Origin of the sequence: Pseudomonas mosselii, assembly GCF_005796105.1 — a bacterium.
In the GTDB taxonomy this organism is placed as follows: domain Bacteria; phylum Pseudomonadota; class Gammaproteobacteria; order Pseudomonadales; family Pseudomonadaceae; genus Aquipseudomonas; species Aquipseudomonas mosselii_C.
Window position 1 is genome coordinate 25797 of record NZ_VAUO01000003.1, and the last position, 21488, is coordinate 47284.

Here is a 21488-nt window from a genome sequence, read left to right on the forward strand (position 1 = left end):
GACGTTGCAAAGCTTTGCCCAGGTGGCGGAATTGGTAGACGCGCTGGTTTCAGGTATCAGTGACTTAACGGTCGTGGAAGTTCGAGTCTTCTCCTGGGCACCAAGATTTTACAAGTAATAGATGACCAAGGATCTGTTACTACTGTGTGAAAGATGACCATGTCGCTTTCAGCAGACGTTGCAAAGCTTTGCCCAGGTGGCGGAATTGGTAGACGCGCTGGTTTCAGGTATCAGTGACTTAACGGTCGTGGAAGTTCGAGTCTTCTCCTGGGCACCATGATTTTACAAGTAATAGATGACCAAGGATCTGTTACTACTGTGTGAAAGATGACCATGTCGCTTTCAGCAGACGTTGCAAAGCTTTGCCCAGGTGGCGGAATTGGTAGACGCGCTGGTTTCAGGTATCAGTGACTTAACGGTCGTGGAAGTTCGAGTCTTCTCCTGGGCACCATACAAAAACCCACTAGCTTGCTAGTGGGTTTTTTCTTGCCTGCGATTTTTACGCAGCCCTGCTCGCCCCTCCATGAATTTCCCGTTACCCGGCCACTTGAGAAACGATTTCGTTTACCATTGTTTCCAAATATGTAGCCGTAAGCGAGGAAGTACCCGCATGACGATCCGCCCGCAACCGCTGATGCGCACCCTGGCCGCCGCTGTTCTGAGCCTGGTGATCGGCGCTCCGGCCGCCCTGGCAGACGAGCCGGTCACACTGACCATGTACAACGGTCAGCACAAGGAAATCGGCGACGCCATTGCCAAGGCCTACGAGGCCAAGACCGGTATCCACATCAACATCCGCAAGGGCAGCAGCAACCAGCTGGCCAGCCAGATCATCGAGGAAGGCGACCGCTCGCCCGCCGACATCATCTACACCGAAGAGTCCCCACCCCTGAACAACCTGGGTGAGCTGGGCCTGCTGGCGAAGATCGATGACGCCACCGTGAACATGATGCCCAAGGAGTACGTAGGCGCCAACGGCACCTGGATGGGCATCACCGCTCGCACCCGCATCGTGGTCTTCAACCCGAAGAAGGTCGACGAGAAAGACTTGCCGACCACGGTGATGGACTTCGCCAGCCCCGAGTGGGAAGGCCGCGTCGGCTACGTGCCCACCAGCGGCGCCTTCCAGGAGCAAGCCGTGGCTATCCTGAAAATGCACGGGCGCGAAGCCACCGAGGAATGGCTGACGGGCCTCAAGGCCTTCGGCAAGACGTACACCAACAACATGGTTGCCCTGAAGGCCGTGGAAAAAGGCGAAGTGGCAGCGGTTCTGGTGAACAACTACTACTGGTACGCCCTGGAGCGCGAGCGCGGCAAGCTGGACTCCAAGCTCTACTACCTGGCCGACGGTGATGCCGGCAACCTGGTGACCATCTCGGGCGCTGCAGTGGTCAAGGCCAGCAAGCACCCCAAGGAGGCCCAGGCCCTGCTCAACTGGATGGCCAGCGAAGAAGGCCAGCGCGTGATCACCCAGACCACCGCCGAGTACCCGCTGCACAAAGGCATGGTCTCCGACCGTGGCCTGAAGCCTTTCGAAGACCTGCGCCCGCCAAAGATCTCGCCAGCCGACCTGGGCAACGCAGAGGAAGCCATCGAGCTTGAACGCGAGGTTGGCCTGCTCTGATGACCGCCGCCCTGTCCACAGCGGTGCGAGCACCTTACGTGCCACGCCGCAAGCGCCCGTCGATCTGGGTGGTGCTGCCCGTGCTGTTCCTGGTGGCAATGAGTGTGCTGCCCTTGCTGTACGTCGCCATGAAAGCCTGGGAAGCCGGCTGGCGCGAAGCCCTGCACCTGCTGTGGCGGCCGTTCGTCTGGGGCTTGATGCGCAATACCCTGATGCTGATGGTCGGGGTGACGCTGGTGTGCATGGTGGTGGGCATGGCCCTGGCATGGCTATTGGAGCGCAGTGACTTGCCCGGCCGCCGGCTATGGGGCGTAGTGTTGTGCCTCCCGTTCGCCGTACCATCGTTCGTCAGCAGTTTCACCTGGGTATCGCTGAGCGCCGACTTCGAAGGTCTCGGCGGGGCGATCCTGGTGATGGCGCTGTCCAAGTACCCACTGGTGTTCCTGCCGGTGGCAGCCACCCTGCGCAACCTCGACACCTCTTTGGAGGAGTCGGCGCGCACCCTGGGGTGCAGCCGCTGGGGCGTGTTCTTCAAGGTCACCCTGCCACTGCTGTGGCCCTCGATGCTCGGCGGTGCGCTGCTGATTGCCCTGCACATGCTGGTGGAGTTCGGCGCGCTGTCAATCCTCGGCCTGCAAACCTTCACCACGGCGATCTACCAGCAGTTCGAGCTGGAGTTCAGCAACGCCAACGCCGCCATGCTGTCGGCGGTGCTCTTGGTGATGTGCCTGGCGATGCTGTGGTTGGAGCTGCGCGTACGCGGCAAGGCCCGCCATGTGCGCATCGGTCAGGGCGTGGCGCGCCGCGCGCAGCCGGTGCGCCTGCGCGGCTGGATGCCGCTGGCGCAGCTGTTCTGCCTGGGGCTGGCGGTGCTCGGTAGCGGCATTCCACTGGCCATGCTCGGCTACTGGCTGAGCGTGGGCTCATCGGCCGCGTTCCCAGTGGCGGCGATCGGAAAGGCGCTGCTGACTTCGTTGTCGGTGTCGCTGGGCGGGGCCGGCTTCTGCGTGCTGCTGGCCTTGCCAATCAGCTTCCTGGTGGTGCGCTACAAAGGCCGCCTGGCGCTGTGGGCCGAACGCCTGCCGTACCTGCTACACGCCCTGCCGGGCCTGGTGATCGCGCTGACGCTGGTGTTCTTCGCACTGCATTACGTGCCAGCGCTGTACCAGACCACCGCCCTGCTGATCCTGGCCTATGCGCTGCTGTTCCTGCCACTGGCCCAGTCACCGGTGCGCACGGCGCTGAACAAGGCCTCACCAACCCTGGAAGAAGCCGCTCGCACGCTGGGTGCGAGCAGTTTCGCAGCGTTTTGTCGGGTGACCTTGCCGATCATCTTCCCGGCCATGGCCGCGGCCTTCGCCCTGGTGTTCCTGGATGCCATGAAGGAGCTGACCGCGACCCTGCTGCTGAGCCCAACCGGGATGACCACTCTGGCCACCGAAGTATGGGCGCACACCGCCAACGTCGAGTTCGCCGCAGCGGCGCCTTATGCCGCGCTGTTGATCCTGGTATCGGGCTTGCCGGTGTATCTGCTGACCACGCGGATGTACCTGAACAAGGCGTAACCCCTGTTGCAGGGCACGTCGAACGACCTGCCCTGCGATGCCCTCAGGCTCTGAATTGACCAAGGCTGGCACGCAGTTGCGCGGCCAGGTCATCCAGCACTTTGCTGCTGGCAGTGGTCTGCGACACCACTTCAGCTGAACGCTCGGCCTGGGCATGAATGTTCTCGACCCGCCCGCGCACAGCCTGGGCACCCGTGGCCTGCTGCTCAGCCGCGCGAGTGGCCAGGCCGATGGCCGCATGCACCTGCTCCACCGCCGCCTGTACCGACTGCTGCCGGCGCTCGTTGTCGCGCAACACCAACAACCCCTCGCTGGCCTGGCGCCCAGCCTGACTGATGGTCGCCACCGCCTCCTTGGCGCCCTGCTGCAAAGCAGTAATGTGCGACTGGATATCTCCGGTAGAACTCTGCGTCTTGCTCGCCAGCGCGCGTACCTCATCGGCCACCACGGCAAAACCACGACCGGTTTCGCCAGCCCGGGCGGCCTCGATGGCGGCGTTCAATGCCAACAGATTGGTCTGCTCGGCGATGCCGTGGATCACCGTCAGCACCACCTCGATCTGCTCGCTCTGCTTGGCCAGGCGCTCGATTACCTGCGAACCGGTATCCACTTCACCCGCCAGGTTCTCGATCAACCGCGCCAGCTGCGTCGAGGCGCGGCTGTTTTCGTCGGTGGCCTGACGGATATCCACGACTTGCTGCAACGCAGCTTTCATCGCGTGGCTTTCGGCCTGGGCTTCGTCGGCCATGCTCGACAGGTCGCGCAGGCTGGCAGCTACTTCGTCACGCTGCAAGGCAGCAGCGGCATCGGCGCCGGCATTGCGCTGAGCCATGCTGCCAATCTCGACGCCAGTGCGCTGGGCCACCTCGCCGGCTTCACGAACGATAGGTTGCAGCTTGTCGACGAAACGGTTGACCGCCGAGGCCATGTCACCGATCTCGTCACGGCTGTCGAGGTTGACCCGCTTGGTCAGGTCACCTTCACCGGCAGCTAGGTCATCCAGCGCAGTGATCAGCAGGCGCAGCTTACTTAGCACGCGCCGCCCCAACACCAGCGCCACCACCAGCAGCACACCCAGCCCCACCAGCACCAGACCCAAGCCGATGCGCCAGCGCAGGTCGCCTGCGGCGTCACGCACGGTTTGCGCGGTGTTGGCCTGCATCGCCGTAGCGCTGTTCTGCGCGGTTTCAAGACGCGCGCGCAGAGCCTTGCCACTGTCCGCCGCGGCAGCCACCAGGCTATCGCCGACCAATTGCTCACCACTGGCGATCAGCGCCGTGAAGCGCTGGTCGAGGGCTCGAAGCGCCTTATCGACATCCGCCGTGGAAACACCCATCAGCACTTTGCCGATTTCGGCGCCATTGGGGCTGATCGAGGCCTCGACGAAATACACCGCAGGGTCACGACGCGCCGCATCCAGCACCTTGTCCAGCGCCCGCTCACCCTGCCCTTTCTGCATCAGGACCTGGTTAACCGGGTTGTCGCGGTTGAGGTAACGGGTCAGGTGCTGACCCTGGGCGTCGTCATAGATGACGAACAGCACATTCGGGTTGCGTTGGGCACGTCGGGCAAAGTCCGACAGCATCGGCACGTCGTTATCCCAAATAGCCCGAGGGGCAACCGAGGCCAACAGTTCGGCCATGTCGTTGGCCGAGTCCTTGAGGTTTTTTTCCAGCGTCGCACGCAATTGCTGCTGCTCGTCATGCAGGCGTTCCGACAGGCCCGCGCTCAAACGCTGACGGGTGCTCGCCGAAAGGCTGTCGAGCCCGGCGCGCACATCCTGACCGGCTTGCTCAAGCTCACCGGCCAATTTGCGGGTGTCGCTCCCCAGGCGCTCGTCCAGGTCGGCCTCCAATGCCGTGACCGTGCTCCGAGTCAGGGCAACGGCAACCAGTACCTGCACCAGCAAGGCGATACCAAGCGCAACAAACACAGGCCGCAACAGGCGGCTTCGTAACAGTGAGAGGATGGCAGACACGTTGAAACCCTCATACATTCTGGCGCCATTATATTGGTGGCACTTACAGAGGATTCTTACAGCAAGGGTTGTGCCTTAAACAGCTGGCATATGTGCCAATATTGAGTAATCGGGCCCAGAAACCAAAACGCCGCAGCCCTTTTCAGGGCTACGGCGTTTAATCAGCGCGTAGCGCGGATCAGGCGAACGGGTGACGCAGGACGATGGTCTCGTTGCGGTCCGGGCCGGTGGAGATGATGTCGATCGGCGCGCCGACCAACACTTCGATACGCTTGATGTAATCGCGCGCAGCTTGTGGCAGCTCTTCCAGGGTCTTGGCGCCCAAGGTCGACTCGCTCCAACCTGGCATTTCTTCGTACACCGGCTCCAGGCCGATGTAGCTATCGGCGTCCGATGGCGCGTCGATCACGGCACCGTTCTCGTTCTTGTAACCCACGCAGATGTTGATGGTCTCAAGACCGTCCAGCACATCCAGCTTGGTCAGGCAGATACCCGAGATGCTGTTGACGTCGATGGCTCGACGCAGGATCACGGCATCGAACCAGCCGCAGCGGCGGGCACGGCCGGTGGTCGAACCGAACTCGTGGCCGCGCTTGGCCAGGGTTGCACCCGTTTCGTCGAACAGTTCGGTCGGGAACGGACCGGAACCCACGCGGGTGGTGTAGGCCTTGGTGATACCCAGGATGTAGTCCAGGTACATCGGACCAACGCCAGAACCGGTGGAGATACCGCCAGCGGTGGTGTTGGAGCTGGTGACGTACGGGTAGGTGCCGTGGTCGATGTCCAGCAGCGAACCTTGGGCGCCTTCGAACATGATGTCCTTGCCGGCGCGACGCAGGTTGTGCAGTTCGGCAGTGACGTCGAGCATCATCGGCTTGAGCTGCTCGGCGTAGGCCATGCACTCGTCGAGAGTCTGCTGGAAGTCGATGGCCGGCTCTTTGTAGTAGTTCACCAGCTGGAAGTTGTGGTAGTCCAGCAGCTCACCGAGCTTGGCGGCAAAACGCTCGCGGTGGAACAGATCGCCCACGCGCAGGCCGCGACGCGCGACCTTATCTTCGTATGCAGGGCCAATGCCGCGGCCAGTGGTGCCGATCTTGGCTTCGCCACGGGCTTTTTCACGGGCCTGGTCCAGCGCCACGTGGTACGACAGGATCAGCGGGGCAGCCGGGCTGATACGCAGGCGCTCGCGCACCGGTACGCCTTTCTCTTCCAGCTTGGTGATTTCACGCATCAGGGCATCCGGGGCAACGACCACGCCGTTGCCGATCAGGCATTGCACGCCTTCACGCAGGATGCCCGAGGGAATCAGGTGCAGAACGGTCTTCTCACCGTTGATCACCAGGGTGTGGCCCGCGTTATGGCCACCTTGGTAGCGCACCACGGCGGCAGCATGTTCGGTCAGCAGATCGACGATCTTGCCTTTGCCCTCATCACCCCATTGGGTGCCCAGGACGACGACATTCTTACCCATTACATTGGTCCTCATTCACGCAAACTTGGTTGCCGGCCTGTTGCCGACGCAGAAACTCACTGGGTCAGCGGCAGAACCTGCCAGCGCCCGTCTTGCTGAATCAATTGCCGATCACAATCCGCCTCGAGAGCAGCACTCAACGGCTGGCCAGGCAGGGCCTGGACCACACGCTGGCCCTCGTTGCGCAACTGGCAGACCTGCTGCCAGAGGGCCGCATCGCTGCTGTCGGGCATCCAGATGCCACCAGCAGGCAATACGACCTCCGCTCGCCCCAGTGTGACCAGGGTCTTCAAATCCGTGGAGAAACCGGTGGCCGGGCGGGCCCGGCCGAAGTCGGCGCCGATGTCGTCGTAACGTCCACCCTGGGCGATCGAAGAGCCGACCCCAGGCACGAACACGGCGAACACCACGCCGGTGTGGTAGTGGTAGCCGCGCAGCTCACCGAGGTCGAAATACAGCGGCAGGTCTGGGTAACGCGCCGCCAGGCGATCAGCGATGGCCAGCAGGTCATCGAGCGCCGCCAGCACGCTGGCCGGGGCACGCCCCAGACGCACGCGGGCTTCGGCCAGCACTTCGCGGCCACCGCACAGCTCGCACAGGGCGCGCAGCATGCTGCCCAGGTCCTTCGGCAGGTCGGCGGTCAGTGCCTGCACTTCATCGACAGCCTTGCGCTGCAGGGCGTCGAACAGTTGCTGCTCGACCGCGCCGGACAGCCCGGCAGCACGCGCCAGGCCACGGTAGATACCGACATGCCCGAGATCCATGTGCACGTCGGCGACATCGGTCAGCTGCAGCGTGGCGAGCATCAGGCTGATGACCTCGACATCGCTGGTGGGGCTAGCATCGCCGTACAGCTCGGCGCCGAGCTGTATCGGGCCGCGCGAGGTCGACAGGGCGCGAGGCTGGGCGTGCAGTACGCTACCGGCGTAGCACAGGCGGCTCGGCCCTTCGCGGCGCAGGGTATGGGCGTCGATGCGCGCTACCTGTGGCGTGAAGTCGGCGCGAAAGCCCATCAGGCGGCCAGACTGCGGGTCGACAACCTTGAAGGTGCGCTGATCCAGGTCCTGGCCGGCGCCGGTGAGCAGCGACTCCAGGTACTCGATATGCGGGGTAACGACCAGTTCGTAACCCCAACTCTGGAACAGGTCCAACACCTGACGACGCGCGATCTCGATACGCGCCGCCTCAGGTGGCAGTACTTCCTCGATGCCATCTGGCAGCAGCCAGCGGTCTACCGTTGCCATTACGCCATTTCCCCTCTGGTCCGGGCGGCCTGCCCAAGGGCGAGCCGTGAGTAAAGCAGGCATTGGCACGCAACAGCGGGCAGCACTGATCCCAGCGCAACCACCGTAGCCAATACCCTCGAATTGCCATGCGTACTGAGCAAACCGTCAATTGGCCGCTAGCCAATCAACCTTGCAGACGCAAAAAAGCCGGGAATTTCCCGGCTGCCGCATCATACACCCCTTTTCATTCAGGATGCACCCCGCGCGGCATTTTAGCTGCCAGGCGGGGGCTTCCATCCTGCGAGCAGCCTTAGGGCTTGCTCTTGTCCAGGTAGCGGAAGAACTCGTTCTTCGGATCCAGGACCAATACGTCGCTCTTGCTGGAGAAGCTTTCGCGGTACGCCTGCAGGCTACGGTAGAACGCATAGAAATCGGCGTCCTGGGTGTAGGCCTTGGCATAGATGGCAGCCGCCTGGGCGTCGCCGTCACCACGGGTTTCCTCAGCTTCGCGATAAGCCTCGGCCAGCAGTACACGGCGCTGACGGTCGGCATCGGCACGGATGCCTTCGGCCAGCTCGTTACCCTTGGCGCGGTGCTCGCGGGCTTCACGCTCACGCTCGGTGCTCATGCGGTCGAACACGCTGCGGTTGACTTCCTTAGGCAGGTCGATGGCCTTGACGCGAACGTCGACGACCTCGATACCCAGCTCCTTGCTCGCCATACGGTTGAGCGAGGCAGTGATGTCGGCCATCAGCGCGTCGCGCTCGCCCGAGACCACTTCATGCAGGGTACGCTTACCGAACTGGTCACGCAGGCCGCTTTCCAAGCGACGCGACAGACGCTCGTCGGCGATCTGCTTCATGCCGGAGGTCGCGGTGTAGAAGCGCTCGGCATCCTTCACGCGCCATTTGGCGTAGGCGTCGACCATCACCGCTTTTTTCTCCAGCGTCAGGAAACGCTGGGTCGGCGCGTCGAGGGTCATCAGGCGAGCGTCGAACTTGCGCACCTGGTTCACGTACGGCACCTTCACATGCAGGCCTGGCTCGACATCAGCCTTGACTACGCGACCGAACTGCAGCAACACCGCACGCTCGGTTTGCGAAACGATGTAGAAGCAGTTCCAGGCAGCAATGCCCAGTACCACGGCGCCGATCAGGGCGAACAGCGATTTATTGCTCATCAGCGGCTCTCCCTGGAACGCAGCGGCGGTTGTTGCTGTTGCAGGTCCTGGGCGGCGCGTGCGGCGGCGTCATTGACCGACGGCGACACGCTGCTGGTGGACGCTGCCGAATTGTTGCGGCTGCCTTCGACCATCTTGTCCAGTGGCAGGTAGAGCAGGTTGTTCTGCCCATCCTTGGTTGCCACCATCACCTTGCTGGAGTTGCTGTAGACCTCCTGCATGGTGTCGATGTAAAGACGCTGACGCGTGACTTCCGGCGCCTTGCGATACTCGACGACCATCTTGCTGAAGCGATCGGCCTCACCCTTGGCGCGGGCGATGACTTCATCGCGGTAGCCGTTGGCGTCCTCGATAATGCGCTGCGCCTGACCACGGGCCTCTGGCACCACGCCATTGGCGTAGGACTCGGCCTGGTTGCGGGCACGCTGCTCGTCTTCACGCGCACGGATCACGTCGTCGAAGGCTTCTTGCACTTCACGCGGGGCTGCCGCGCTCTGCACGTTCACCTGGGTCACGGTGATACCGGTGCGATACGTATCCAGGAAACGCTGCAGACGCTCGCGGATATCCACGGCCATCTGTTCGCGGCCTTCGGTCAGCACTTGGTCCATGGAGGTGGAGCCCACCACATGGCGCAGGGCGCTGTCGGTAGCATGCTGCAAGCTGACTTCCGGCTGATCGACGTTGAGCACGAAGTCCTGCAGATTGCTGATGCGGTACTGCACGGTCAGCGGCACCTCGACGATGTTCTCGTCTTCGGTGAGCATCTGGCCCTGCTTGGTGTACGCACGTTCGCGCGTCACGTTTTCCATGAACTTGCGATCGATCGGCGGGAAATAGATATTCAGGCCGGGGCCCACGGTCTCGTAGTACTTGCCGAAGCGCAGCACCACGGCCTGCTCCTGCTCGTCCACGACGTACACGGCGTTGTACAGCCAGATGGCCGCCAGCACCGCCAGGCCTATGCCCAGCAGGCCATAGCCGCCGCCCTTGCCGATGTTGCGGTCACCACCGCCACCGCGTTTCTTACCACTGCCAAACATGCCGTTCAGGCTGTCCTGCAGCTTGCGGAAGGCCTCGTCGAGATCCGGTGGGCCTTTCTTGTCGCCACCACCGCCGCCGCCACCGCGACGACCGCCCCAGGGATCCTGATTGTTCGAGTTGCCACCCGGCTCATTCCAAGCCATAGCGCTCTCCATCTGATAAAGCAAAGACGCGCCCACGGCGCGCCGTCCAATGCTACAGAATGCCTGTCACGGCTGCCCGGCGACCTCGACGAGCATTTATTGCAAAGTGTGTTGCTCGACAAACACTTGCGGCTCCATGCCTTCACGGCTGACCAGGCGATTCAGTTCGACCCTGGGCAGTCGCACACTCAGCAGGCTGCGCCCTTCTTCATCATGCTCTTCACCCTGCACGGCACCGAGGGCAAAGAATTGCGCGCGCAAGCGGGCAAAGCGTTGCTCCAGGCATAGCGTGCCGACAAACAGATCATCCCCCAACAACTCGGCAACCGCCTGGCCAACCAACTCCAGGCCTCGCCCGTCACGGGCCGATACCCAGACCCGTTGCGGTTTGCCATCGGCATCGCGCTGGATCTGCGGCTCGACACCTTCGAGCAGGTCGAGTTTGTTATAGACCTCGAGGATCGGCAAGCTCTCGGCACCGATCTCGCCCAGCACTGCCAGCACTTGCTCGATCTGCTCCATGCGCTCTGGCTCGTGGGCATCGATCACGTGCAACAGCAGGTCGGAGTTGCTCGATTCCTCGAGCGTAGCCCGAAATGCCTCCACCAGCTTGTGCGGCAGGTGGCGAATGAACCCGACCGTGTCGGCCAGCACGATCGGCCCGAGGTCGGCCAGCTCCAGCCGGCGCAACGTCGGGTCAAGGGTGGCGAACAGCTGGTCGGCGGCGTACACCTCGGAGGAGGTCAGGGCGTTGAACAGCGTGGACTTGCCGGCGTTGGTGTAACCCACCAGCGACACCGACGGGATATCCGCACGCTTGCGTCCGCGCCGCGCCTGTTCGCGCTGGCTGCGCACCTTCTCCAGACGAGACTTGATCTGGCGCAGACGCACACGCAGCAGGCGGCGGTCGGTTTCCAGCTGGGTCTCACCCGGACCGCGCATGCCGATCCCGCCCTTCTGCCGCTCAAGGTGGGTCCAGCCACGTACCAGCCGCGTGCTCATGTGCTCCAACTGGGCCAGTTCGACTTGTAGCTTGCCTTCGTGAGTACGTGCGCGCTGGGCGAAGATATCGAGAATCAGCCCGGTACGATCCAGCACGCGACACTCGAAGACGCGCTCGAGGTTGCGTTCCTGGCTGGGCGTAAGGGTGTGATTGAAAATCACCAGGTCGGCTTCGGCGGATTTGACCAGGTCGCGCAACTCTTCGACCTTGCCGCTGCCGATCAGAAACTTGGCGGTAGGCTGATGCCGCGCCACTGTTACCAGCGAAACGATATCGGCTCCGGCCGACAGCGCCAGCTCCTGAAACTCCTGCGGGTCTTCGCGCGCCTCAGGGTTCTGACCTTCCAAGTGAACGAGCAGCGCTCGCTCACCACCACCGTGGCGCTCAAAGAACAATGCAGGCTCCTACTTTCAAGCGTTGCCTGGCTCGCTGTCGCCGTGGTCGCCATCAGTCGGGCTTGGCAGACGCACAGGACGGGCAGGAACGACGGTGGAAATCGCGTGTTTGTAGACCATTTGGCTGACGGTGTTCTTCAGCAATACGACAAACTGGTCGAACGATTCGATCTGGCCCTGCAGCTTGATCCCGTTGACCAGATAGATCGAAACCGGGACCTTTTCTTTTCTCAAGGTGTTCAAGTAAGGGTCTTGTAGCGAATGCCCTTTTGACATATGCCGCACTCCTGTAAGGATCAATAGTAAAAAATAAGAAAAATCAGTAATTCATACCGCCCTTCGCAAGAATAGACGGCAATAAGCAGGGACTCAGCTCAATATGGAGACGGTCCCCAGGTATTTCAAGGTGCGGGACAGATTGTCGCAGGCCAGGCTGTCGAGCCAGTGAACATCGGACCAGCCGCGCAACCAGGTGAATTGACGCTTGGCCAACTGGCGTGTGGCGATGATACCGCGCTCCTGCATTTCGCCCTCATCGAGCGTACCGTCCAGGTAATCCCAGACCTGCCTGTACCCCACTGCCCGTATAGACGGCAGCCCGACGTGCAAGTCACTTCTGGCACGCAGCGATCGGACCTCATCAACGAAGCCCTGTTCCAGCATCTGAGAAAATCGTAGCGCAATTCGTTCATGCAGAATGTGACGATCCGCGGGCGCGATCGCCAGGCTGGCGACAGTATAGGGCAAATGCCCGTTCGCGCCTGCGTCTGCACCGCGACTTTCCGCGAATTGACGTTGGCGATGCTCGGTCATGCTCTGGCCGCTGACACGATACACCTCGAGCGCGCGAATCAAGCGCTGCGGATCATTCGGATGGATACGCGCCGCAGACTCCGGGTCGACCGCGGCCAGCTGGCGGTGCAGCTCGGCCAGCCCCAGGGCGCTGGCCTCGGCTTCGAGTGCGGCGCGCACGTGCGGATCGGCAGGCGGCATGTCAGCCAGGCCGTCCACCAACGCCTTGTAATACAGCATCGTCCCGCCCACCAGCAGCGGGATCTTGCCGCGCGCGGTGATCTCGGCCATGGCGTGCAAGGCATCGGTGCAGAATTGCTTGGCCGAATAGCACTCGGCCGGGTCGAGGATATCGACCAGGCGGTGCGGATGTGCGGCCAGAGTCTGCTTGGACGGTTTGGCGGTGCCGATGTCCATGCCGCGATAGACCAGCGCCGAGTCGACGCTGATCAATTCGCAGGGCAGGGCCTGGGTCAGCGCGATGGCAAGGTCGGTCTTGCCCGCCGCTGTCGGCCCCATGAGGAATATCGCCGGGGGTTTGCCACGCATGTCATCGCCCCCGCAGGAACAGCTTGTCGAGGTCATCCAGACCCATCTGGGTCCAGGTCGGTCGACCGTGGTTGCACTGGCCGCTGCGCTCGGTGTTTTCCATATCGCGCAGCAGTGCGTTCATTTCAGGAATCGCCAGCCGGCGATTGGCGCGCACCGCGCCGTGGCACGCCATGGTGCCAAGCAACTCGTTCAGATGCGCCTGGATGCGATCACTGGTGCCGTACTCCATCAGGTCAGCGAGCACATCCTGTACCAGCCGATTGGCTTCTGCCTGCTTGAGCAATGCCGGAATCTGCCGGATCGCAAGGGTTTCCGGGCCCAGGCGCTGCAGCTCGAAGCCCAGGCGCTGGAACCACTGCGCGTGCTCCTCGGCGCAGTCGGCCTCGCGCTGGCTCAGCGCCAGGGACTCTGGCACCAGCAGCGGCTGACCACTCAGGCCCTCGCTGGCCATGGCCACCTTGAGGCGCTCGTACATGATCCGCTCATGGGCCGCGTGCATGTCCACCAGCACCAGGCCCACGGCGTTCTCGGCGAGGATATAGATGCCCTTGAGCTGCGCCAGCGCATAGCCCAGCGGCGGAATGTCGCCCTGACTCTCAGGCAGCGCGACTGGCCCTGCCTGCGGATTATCCAGCGGTGCGTAGAACTCGCGGTAGACCGCCTGCGCCTCGGCGGTATTCACCGGCTGCGAAGGACGCGGGGTGTACTGGTATTGATAGCCAGCGCCCGCGCCGCTGGCACCGAATGCCTGGCGCGACTCGCCCTGCGGCTGTTCGAGCACCGACGCGGCTAGGCGCATCTCACCCTGCGGCCCGAATTCGCCGACTTGCAGGCCGCTTGGGCGCACGATTTCGGTCGCGGCGGCGGGGGCTGCCAACTGGTCCTCGGGACGCACATCGGCCAGGGCACGGTGCAGCGTGCCGTAAAGGAAGTCGTGGACCATCCGCCCTTCGCGAAAACGCACTTCATGCTTGGTCGGGTGCACGTTGACGTCCACCCCGGTCGGGTCGCATTCGAGAAACAGCACGAAGGTCGGATGCCGACCATTGAACAATACGTCGCGGTACGCCTGGCGGACCGCGTGGGCCACCAGCTTGTCGCGCACCGCGCGGCCATTGACGAAGAAATACTGCAAGTCTGCCTGGCTGCGCGAAAAAGTCGGCAGCCCCACCCAGCCCCACAGTCGCAGGCCATTGCGCTCGACATCGATCGGCAGCGCCTGCTCCAGAAAGCCTGGCCCGCAAATGGTGCCGACACGACGCGCCCGAGCCATTTCGTCGGCCGCTTCGTGCAGGCTGAAGATGGTCTTGCCGTTATGCCGCAGGTGGAAGCCTACGTCGAAACGCGCCAGGGCCAGGCGGCGGATGACTTCCTGCAAGTGGTCGAACTCGGTCTTCTCGGCCTTGAGAAACTTACGCCGGGCGGGCGTGTTGAAGAACAGGTCACGCACCTCCACCGAGGTGCCAACCGGGTGCGCAGCGGGTTGTACGCGCGGCAGCATGTCCCGGCCTTCGGTTTCCACCTGCCAGGCTTCGCTCGCATCAGCGGTGCGCGAGGTCAGCGTGAGGCGGGCCACCGAGCTGATCGAAGCCAGCGCCTCCCCACGAAAACCCAGGCTGAGCACACCCTCGAGGTCTTCCAGCTCACGAATCTTGCTGGTGGCGTGACGGGCCAAGGCCAGCGGCAAGTCATCCTGCGCGATGCCACTGCCGTTGTCGCGTACACGCAGCAGCTTCACACCGCCCTGCTCCACCTCGATTTCAATGCGCCGGGCGCCAGAGTCCAAGCTGTTTTCCAGCAACTCCTTGGCGACCGAAGCCGGGCGCTCGACCACTTCGCCAGCAGCGATCTGGTTGGCCAGCCGCGGGCTGAGCAGTTGGATGCGCGAATCGCCACTCATTGCTGGGACGCCAGGGTGGTGGCCGGGATGTCCAAGTGCTGGCCGACTTTCAATTCATCGGACTTCAGGTTGTTGGTACTGCGCAGGCTGGCCACGCTGACCTGATAACGCACCGCGATCATCGCCAGGGTTTCACCCGAACGCACCGTATGGTCGCGCGGCCCCTGGGCGATCTTGCCACTATCGCGCAGCCAGGCGACGTACGTGCCAGGTGGCGGATTCTGTTGGAAGAACTGCCGCACACCGGTGTGAATCGAGCGGGCCAAAGCCTGCTGGTGACTCCTGGTGGCCAACTTGGCGGCCTCATTGGCATTGGAGATGAACCCGGTTTCCACCAGGATCGACGGAATATCCGGCGACTTCAGCACCATGAACCCAGCCTGCTCGACGCGCTGCTTGTGCAGCGGGGTGACCCGGCCCATGTTGCCCAGCACCTTCTGCCCGACGTTGAGGCTGGAGCTGAGGGTGGCGGTCATCGACAGGTCCAGCAGCACCCCAGCGAGCATGCGGTCCTTGTCGTCGAGGCTGACGTTGCCAGCACCGCCAATCAGGTCGGAGCGGTTTTCCGTGTCGGCCAGCCAACGCGCGGTCTCGGAGGTAGCACCACGGTCGGACAGCGCGAACACCGAGGCGCCAAAAGCAGCTTTGGACGGTGCGGCGTCGGCGTGGATCGAGACGAACAGGTCGGCGCCCTTCTTGCGGGCGATCTCGGTGCGCTTGCGCAACGGGATGAAGTAGTCGCCGGTGCGGGTCAGCTCGGCGCGGTAACCCTTCTCGGTATTGATCTGGCGCTGCAACTCCTTGGCGATTTCCAGCACGATGTCTTTCTCGTGCTGGCCGCGCGAACCCGAGGCGCCGGGGTCTTCACCACCGTGGCCGGCGTCGATGGCGACCACGATGTCACGCTTGCCAGCCGGGGCCGGCGGCAACTTGATCGCCGGTTGCGCTGGGGTGACCGGAACCGCCGGGGTGGTCGCGGGTGTGGCCGGTGGTGGCGCAGGCGTAGGGTTGCTGGCAGCGATGGCGTCGGCTTCCTGGTCATACAGATCGACCACCAGACGGTTGCCGTACTGGGCGTTGGGTGCCAGGGTGAAGCTCTTGGGCGTCACCGACTTCTTCAGGTCGACGACCACCCGCAGGTCGGTAGGCGTACGCTGCGCCGAGCGTACACTGGTGATCGGTGTATTCGACGTGGCGACGTTCAACGGCCCGCCAAGCGTAGCGCCATTGATGTCGATGACCAGCCGATCAGGGGCAGTCAGGGTGAAGACGCTGTGCTGCACGGGCCCGGACAGGTCGAACACCAGCCGAGTGTTGTCCGGCGCGCGCCACAGGCGCACGCTCTTGACTTGAGTGACGGCCAGAGCGTCAACGGTCACCGCTGTCAGCAGCAGCCCAACGACAGCGACCAGTGCGCGTATGCGCATACCTTTCCCCACTTACTGATTGATTGCTTTGGCCAGTGCGGCGCACCAGGACTCGCCGCGCGCGCCCTGCGGCGCAAGGTTCAGCGAGCGTCCGCCCGCTTGCGGGCTTATGGTAATGGTCAGGTCAGGCTTTGGCAAAACGCCCGCGCCTTTCTGGGGCCATTCGAACAGGCACAGGGCGTCATCCTCGAAATAATCGCGGATACCCATGAATTCGAGTTCTTCCGGGTCGACCAGGCGGTACAGGTCGAAGTGATAGGCGCGGATGTCGCCAATTTCGTAGGGTTCGACCAGGGTGAAGGTCGGGCTCTTGACTGCGCCTTCGTGCCCCAGGCCACGGATCAGCCCACGCGACAGGGTGGTCTTGCCAGCGCCCAGGTCGCCCTCCAGAAAAATCACGCCACGCCCGCCGGTCACTTCGGCCAGCGTTGCGCCAAAGGCGACAGTGGCCGGCTCATCGGCCAGAAACAGGGTCAACACGCAGAATGCTCCTCCAGTAATTCTCTTATGACCGGCACCAGATCGCTAGCGGCCAGCCCTCTCCCGCCGCGTCCCAGACGCTCGCCGGCACACGCATGCAGCCACACCGCCAGACACGCCGCAGACCATGCGACCAACCCTTGGGCCAAGAGTGCCGCAACCACACCGCTGAGCACATCGCCAAAGCCAGCACCGGCCATAGCCGGATGGCCGCGCTCGCACAGTGCCAGGCGCCCGGCCGGGTCGGCCACCCAGGTGCCTGCGCCCTTGAGCACGCAAACGCTGGCATACCGACGCGCCAGCTTGCGCGCAGCACCCGGGCGATCAGCCTGCACGGCCTCGGTCGAGATCCCCAGCAAGCGCGCAGCCTCGCCAGGGTGCGGCGTGAGCACACTGCCGCTGGGCAGCGCCAAGGGCGTGCGCGCCAGCAAGTTGAGGGCATCGGCATCCCACACCTGCGGCACGTGCGCGTTGGCCACTGCCGACAGCAAGCTACGCCCCCAGGCCGCCTGACCAAGACCCGGCCCTACCACCAGCACCGTGGCGCGCTCCAGCAGGCCCATCAACTGGTTGGCAGAATCGACGCCCAGCCACATGCACTCAGGCAGTCGGGCCAGGCCTGCACCGACATGCTCAGGCCGCGTAGCAACGCTGACCAATCCCGCGCCACAGCGCAGCGCCGCCTGGCCACTGAGCATCGCCGCGCCGCCCGCGCCGAGGTCGCCGCCGACCACCAGCACATGGCCGAAGTCGCCCTTGTGGGCGTCGAACGCGCGCGCAGGCAGGTCCGCCAGAGTCGTACGATCGATGATATGCGGCGCGCCGCTGGGGTGTTTGGTCTGAGGCATGGGGTCAAAGGCTCCGATGTCTGGCAGAATTATACGCACCTCCACCCGTATTACTGCCCCCTTCCATGTCCGCCACGCTTCCAGACATCGCTGAATTGGCCCAATCGATCAAGGATTGGGGCCAGGAACTCGGTTTTGCCCACGTAGGCATCGCCGGGGTCGACCTTGGCGAACATGAACAACACCTGCAACGCTGGCTCGACGCCGGCTATCAGGGCGAGATGGAATACATGGGCGAGCATGGCAGCAAACGCTCACACCCCGACCAACTGATCCCCGGCACTGTGCGCGTAATCTCGCTGCGCATGGACTACCTGCCGGGCGACACGCAAATGGCCAAACGCCTGGCCGAGCCGGAAAAAGCCTACATTGCCCGCTACGCCCTGGGCCGCGACTATCACAAGCTGGTGCGCAAGCGCGTGCAGCATTTTGCCGACCGCATCCAGCAAGCCATTGGTCCGTTCGGCTACCGTGCGTTCGTCGACAGCGCCCCAGTGCTGGAAAAAGCCCTGGCACAGGAGGCCGGCCTGGGCTGGATCGGCAAGAACACCTTGCTGCTCAACCGCAAGGCCGGTAGCTACTTCTTCCTCGCCGAGCTGTTCGTCGACTTGCCGCTGCCGATCGACGGCGTGCAGGGCAGCGATCACTGCGGTCGTTGCCAGGCCTGCCTGGACATCTGTCCGACCCAAGCGTTCGTCGGTCCCTACCAGCTCGACGCCCGACGCTGTATTTCGTACCTCACCATCGAGCTGCGTCACGCCATTCCGGTAGAACTGCGCCCGCTGATCGGCAACCGGGTGTTCGGCTGCGACGACTGCCAACTGGTGTGCCCGTGGAACCGCTTCGCCAAGACCACCACCGAAGACGACTTCATGCCGCGCCGCGGCCTGGACAACATCGAGTTGGCCGAGCTGTTCGGCTGGGATGAAAAGCGCTTCCTCGCCCGCACCGAAGGCTCGCCGCTGCGCCGTGCCGGCTACGAGCGATTTTCGCGCAACCTGGCGGTGGGGCTGGGCAACGCGCCGACCACCATCCCCGTGCTGGAGGCATTGAAGGCGCGGCGCGAGGACCCATCAGCCCTGGTGCGTGAGCATGTGGAATGGGCACTGGCGCAGCACGAATCCAGAGCTTGAGCGGCCATCATTCGTAGATTCGGCATGCTCTCTGGAGCGGCATTGCCGGGGCGCCGGACCTGCCGGGAAGCGCTGCGAAGCGGCCCCAGGCTTGTGCATTGCTCAAGATCGCCGTGGCCGATTTGCGGCGATTTCGCGGCACAAGGCCGCTCCTACAGGGGTCGCGGCGGTTTTTAGCGATTGAGTAGGACAGCGGCTCCTACTGCTGGTCGTTGTAGTGGAACTTGGGCATTTCCCAATGGAAGCGGATCGCCAGCAGACGCACCAGGAACCCGCCGAACAAGGTCAGCAACATCGCCTGCTCGGCCGGCAGCTTGAAGTACACACAGCCCAGGTAGAACCACGCCGCCGCGAACGACACGCTGGCGTACAGCTCACGGCGGAACACCAGCGGGATGTCGTTGCAGAAAATATCCCGCAAGATTCCGCCGAACACCCCGGTAATCACCCCGCTGATCGATGCCACCAGCATGCCTTGCCCCATCTCCAATGCGGTCATGCAGCCGATCAGGGTGAACGCGACCAGCCCCAGGGCATCGAGCACCAGAAACAGCGAGCGCAGGTGGCGCATCAACGGCGCGATAAAGATGGTCAGTAATGCCGCGAAACTGGTCAGCACCAGGTATTCCGGGTGCTTGACCCAGGTCAGCGGGTAATGCCCCAGCAGCACGTCGCGCACCGAGCCACCACCCAACGCGGTCACGCAGGCGATCAGCACCACGCCGAACCAGTCCATGCCGCGCCGTCCGGCAGACAGCGCGCCGGTCATGGCTTCGGCGGTAATCGCGATGAGGTAGAGCATCAACAACATGGTGCAGGTCCAGAAAAGAAGTAGAAAGCCGCAAGCTTCAAGCGGCAAGCCAAGCGCGCCACCTGGGCCGTCTGATCCAGATTCGAGAGCGCTATCGCTTGGCTTATGGCTTATGGCTTGTGGCTTGTGCTTGCCGCTCAGACCTTGATGAAATGCTCGCGGTAGTGGCGCAGCTCGGCGATCGACTCGCGAATATCGTCCAGCGCCAGGTGGGTGCTGCCCTTCTTGAAGCTGTCACGCACCTGCGGCGCCCAGCGCGCGGCCAGTTCCTTGAGGGTGGAGACATCCAGGTTGCGGTAGTGGAAGTAGTTTTCCAGGTCGCGCATGTGGCGGTAAAGGAAGCGGCGGTCCTGGCAGATGCTGTTGCCGCAGATCGGCGACTTGCCCTTGGGCACCCACTGCTCCAGGAACGCGATGGTCTGCGCCTCGGCCTCGGCCATGCCGATCTTGCTCTCACGCACGCGCTGGGTCAGGCCCGAGGCGCCATGGGTACGGGTGTTCCACTCGTCCATGCGCGCCAGCACTTCATCACTGTGATGAATGGCGATCACCGGCCCCTCGGCCAAGGTGTTCAGCTCGCTGTCGGTAACGATAGTGGCCATCTCGATGATGACGTCGTGATCCGGATCCAGGCCGGTCATTTCCAGATCGATCCAGATCAGGTTCTGTGGGTTGTGCATGAAAGGGCTCCTCGAATAGGCCGTCATATTAGCCTAGCGCGGCGGGCAATGGGCGTGGCGTGCTAAACTGCACGCCGTTTTCATTCCCCGCCTGCACGGAACCTTCATGGCCAAACGCCAGCTCAACCGCCGCCAGAACTGGCGCATCGAAAAGATCCAGGGTGAACGCGCCGCCCGCGCCGCCAAACGCGAGCAGCACGTGCTGCAAGAACTGGAAGGCGGTGACCTTGGACCCGAGCAACTGGGCCTGGTAATCGCCCACTTCGGCGTGCAGGTTGAAGTCGAGGCCCAGGATGGCGAGACGGCCGGCCAGGTCTTCCGCTGCCACCTGCGGGCCAACCTGCCGGCGCTGGTCACCGGCGACCGCGTGGTTTGGCGGGCCGGCAACCAGGGTATCGGGGTCATCGTCGCGCAGATGCCTCGCAGTACCGAGCTGTGCCGACCGAATAATCACGGTCAGCTCAAGCCCGTGGCAGCTAACGTCGACCTGATCGTGATCGTCTTCGCCCCAGCGCCCGAGCCTCACCCCAACCTGATCGACCGTTACCTGGTCGCCGCCGAGCACGCTGGCATCCGCCCGTTGTTGTTGCTCAACAAAGCCGACCTGATCAACGACGAGAATGGCCCGCCCCTGCATGCCATGCTTGAGGTCTATCGCGGCCTGGGCTATCCGCTACTGGAGGTGTCCGCACACCAGGGCGACGGCATGCAGCGCCTGCAACAAACCCTTGATGGCCACATCAGCGTGTTCGTCGGCCAGTCCGGCGTGGGCAAGTCGTCGCTGGTCAACAGCTTGTTGCCAGATGCCGGCACACGGGTGGGCGATCTATCGGAGTGGTCCGGCCAAGGCACCCACACCACAACCACCGCGCGGCTGTATCACTTCCCTAATGGCGGCGACCTGATCGACTCCCCAGGCATCCGCGAATTCGGCCTGGGCCATGTGAGCCGGGACGATGTGGAGGATGGCTTCATCGAGTTTCGCGAGCTGATCGGCAACTGCCGCTTCCGCGACTGCAAGCACGACCGCGAGCCAGGCTGCGCGCTGCTCAAGGCGCTGGAAGAAGGTCGGGTATCGGAGCAGCGCATGGGCAGCTACCGTTCGATCATCGCCAGCCTGCCTGAAGACAGCTACTGAGTCTGGCGCCGGCCTTAAGCACCGCACTACAACGCAAAAACAACGCAAAACGCCCATGAATGCCTGCGCAATCATGGGCGTTTTGTTTGCCTGCAACC

Annotated in this window: 17 protein-coding genes, 3 tRNA genes and 2 pseudogenes; 7 read left to right on the forward strand and 15 right to left on the reverse strand. The window is 63.3% G+C overall.

Translation table 11 applies throughout. The annotated features are described in order from the left end of the window. Positions 1-16 precede the first annotated feature (16 nt). From FEM01_RS09270 to FEM01_RS09290, 5 genes are all read left to right on the forward strand, one after another. A tRNA-Leu gene (locus FEM01_RS09270) sits at positions 17-103 on the forward strand. An 87-nt stretch (positions 104-190) separates the two neighbouring features. After that, positions 191-277, forward strand: a tRNA-Leu gene (locus FEM01_RS09275). Between the two features lie 87 nt (positions 278-364). After that, a tRNA-Leu gene (locus FEM01_RS09280) sits at positions 365-451 on the forward strand. A gap of 159 nt (positions 452-610) precedes the next feature. Next, positions 611-1624 (forward strand): extracellular solute-binding protein, encoded by a 1014-nt coding sequence (locus FEM01_RS09285; protein ID WP_138219142.1) that lies wholly within the window; start codon positions 611-613, stop codon positions 1622-1624. Continuing rightward, a complete protein-coding gene (locus tag FEM01_RS09290; RefSeq protein ID WP_138219143.1) occupies positions 1624-3189 on the forward strand; it encodes an ABC transporter permease in 1566 nt (521 codons plus the stop codon). The genes FEM01_RS09285 and FEM01_RS09290 overlap by 1 nt, the downstream gene beginning before the upstream one ends. A 43-nt stretch (positions 3190-3232) precedes the next feature. Here the strand turns inward: FEM01_RS09290 and FEM01_RS24715 are convergent. The 13 genes and pseudogenes from FEM01_RS24715 to FEM01_RS09350 form a co-directional block, all read right to left on the reverse strand. Next, a pseudogene (locus tag FEM01_RS24715) lies at positions 3233-3748 on the reverse strand (methyl-accepting chemotaxis protein); the annotation flags it as partial. A gap of 390 nt (positions 3749-4138) precedes the next feature. Next, positions 4139-5185: pseudogene (locus FEM01_RS24720) on the reverse strand (methyl-accepting chemotaxis protein); the annotation flags it as partial. 160 nt (positions 5186-5345) lie between these two features. Beyond that, complete coding sequence (locus FEM01_RS09300) at positions 5346-6638, reverse strand: adenylosuccinate synthase (RefSeq protein WP_138219144.1); 1293 nt, start codon at positions 6636-6638, stop codon at positions 5346-5348. 56 nt (positions 6639-6694) lie between these two features. Continuing rightward, positions 6695-7882 carry an ATP phosphoribosyltransferase regulatory subunit gene (locus FEM01_RS09305; RefSeq protein WP_138219145.1) on the reverse strand — a complete coding sequence of 396 codons (1188 nt, stop codon included), beginning with the start codon at positions 7880-7882 and terminating at the stop codon, positions 6695-6697. A 292-nt stretch (positions 7883-8174) separates the two neighbouring features. Then, the gene (gene hflC / locus FEM01_RS09310) at positions 8175-9044 is read right to left on the reverse strand and encodes a protease modulator HflC (protein WP_138219146.1); all 870 of its coding nucleotides are present in this window, start codon (positions 9042-9044) and stop codon (positions 8175-8177) included. Continuing rightward, positions 9044-10231 carry an FtsH protease activity modulator HflK gene (gene hflK / locus FEM01_RS09315; RefSeq protein WP_138219147.1) on the reverse strand — a complete coding sequence of 396 codons (1188 nt, stop codon included), beginning with the start codon at positions 10229-10231 and terminating at the stop codon, positions 9044-9046. The genes hflC and hflK overlap by 1 nt, the downstream gene beginning before the upstream one ends. Positions 10232-10327: 96 nt before the next feature. Further along, positions 10328-11629, reverse strand: coding sequence for a ribosome rescue GTPase HflX (gene hflX / locus FEM01_RS09320; protein ID WP_138219148.1), 1302 nt, complete (start codon positions 11627-11629; stop codon positions 10328-10330). Between the two features lie 15 nt (positions 11630-11644). Beyond that, positions 11645-11905 (reverse strand): RNA chaperone Hfq, encoded by a 261-nt coding sequence (gene hfq / locus FEM01_RS09325; protein ID WP_138219149.1) that lies wholly within the window; start codon positions 11903-11905, stop codon positions 11645-11647. 93 nt (positions 11906-11998) lie between these two features. Continuing rightward, on the reverse strand, positions 11999-12970 hold the full coding sequence (gene miaA / locus FEM01_RS09330; protein WP_138219150.1) for a tRNA (adenosine(37)-N6)-dimethylallyltransferase MiaA: 972 nt from the start codon (positions 12968-12970) through the stop codon (positions 11999-12001). A 1-nt stretch (position 12971) separates the two neighbouring features. Continuing rightward, positions 12972-14873: a DNA mismatch repair endonuclease MutL gene (gene mutL, locus FEM01_RS09335; protein WP_138219151.1), complete on the reverse strand. Its 1902-nt coding sequence runs from the start codon at positions 14871-14873 to the stop codon at positions 12972-12974. Then, positions 14870-16300: an N-acetylmuramoyl-L-alanine amidase gene (locus FEM01_RS09340; RefSeq protein WP_138219152.1), complete on the reverse strand. Its 1431-nt coding sequence runs from the start codon at positions 16298-16300 to the stop codon at positions 14870-14872. Before FEM01_RS09340 ends, mutL begins: the two co-directional genes overlap by 4 nt. 12 nt (positions 16301-16312) lie before the next feature. Further along, positions 16313-16777 (reverse strand): tRNA (adenosine(37)-N6)-threonylcarbamoyltransferase complex ATPase subunit type 1 TsaE, encoded by a 465-nt coding sequence (tsaE, locus tag FEM01_RS09345; RefSeq protein ID WP_416781171.1) that lies wholly within the window; start codon positions 16775-16777, stop codon positions 16313-16315. After that, a complete protein-coding gene (locus tag FEM01_RS09350) occupies positions 16774-17628 on the reverse strand; it encodes an NAD(P)H-hydrate dehydratase (RefSeq protein WP_138219154.1) in 855 nt (284 codons plus the stop codon). The genes tsaE and FEM01_RS09350 overlap by 4 nt, the downstream gene beginning before the upstream one ends. A gap of 65 nt (positions 17629-17693) precedes the next feature. On the opposite strand from FEM01_RS09350, the gene queG reads away from it, so the two are divergent. Continuing rightward, positions 17694-18761, forward strand: a complete 1068-nt coding sequence (queG, locus tag FEM01_RS09355; RefSeq protein ID WP_138219155.1) for a tRNA epoxyqueuosine(34) reductase QueG — start codon at positions 17694-17696, stop codon at positions 18759-18761. 199 nt (positions 18762-18960) lie between these two features. Here the strand turns inward: queG and FEM01_RS09360 are convergent, their stop codons facing one another. Together FEM01_RS09360 and orn are read right to left on the reverse strand one after the other, a co-directional pair. After that, complete coding sequence (locus FEM01_RS09360) at positions 18961-19572, reverse strand: trimeric intracellular cation channel family protein (RefSeq protein WP_138219156.1); 612 nt, start codon at positions 19570-19572, stop codon at positions 18961-18963. A 137-nt stretch (positions 19573-19709) separates the two neighbouring features. After that, positions 19710-20252: an oligoribonuclease gene (gene orn / locus FEM01_RS09365; protein ID WP_138219157.1), complete on the reverse strand. Its 543-nt coding sequence runs from the start codon at positions 20250-20252 to the stop codon at positions 19710-19712. A 106-nt stretch (positions 20253-20358) separates the two neighbouring features. Here orn and rsgA point away from each other — a divergent pair, with 106 nt between their 5' ends. Further along, positions 20359-21390 carry a small ribosomal subunit biogenesis GTPase RsgA gene (gene rsgA / locus FEM01_RS09370; protein WP_138219158.1) on the forward strand — a complete coding sequence of 344 codons (1032 nt, stop codon included), beginning with the start codon at positions 20359-20361 and terminating at the stop codon, positions 21388-21390. Positions 21391-21488: the final 98 nt, after the last annotated feature.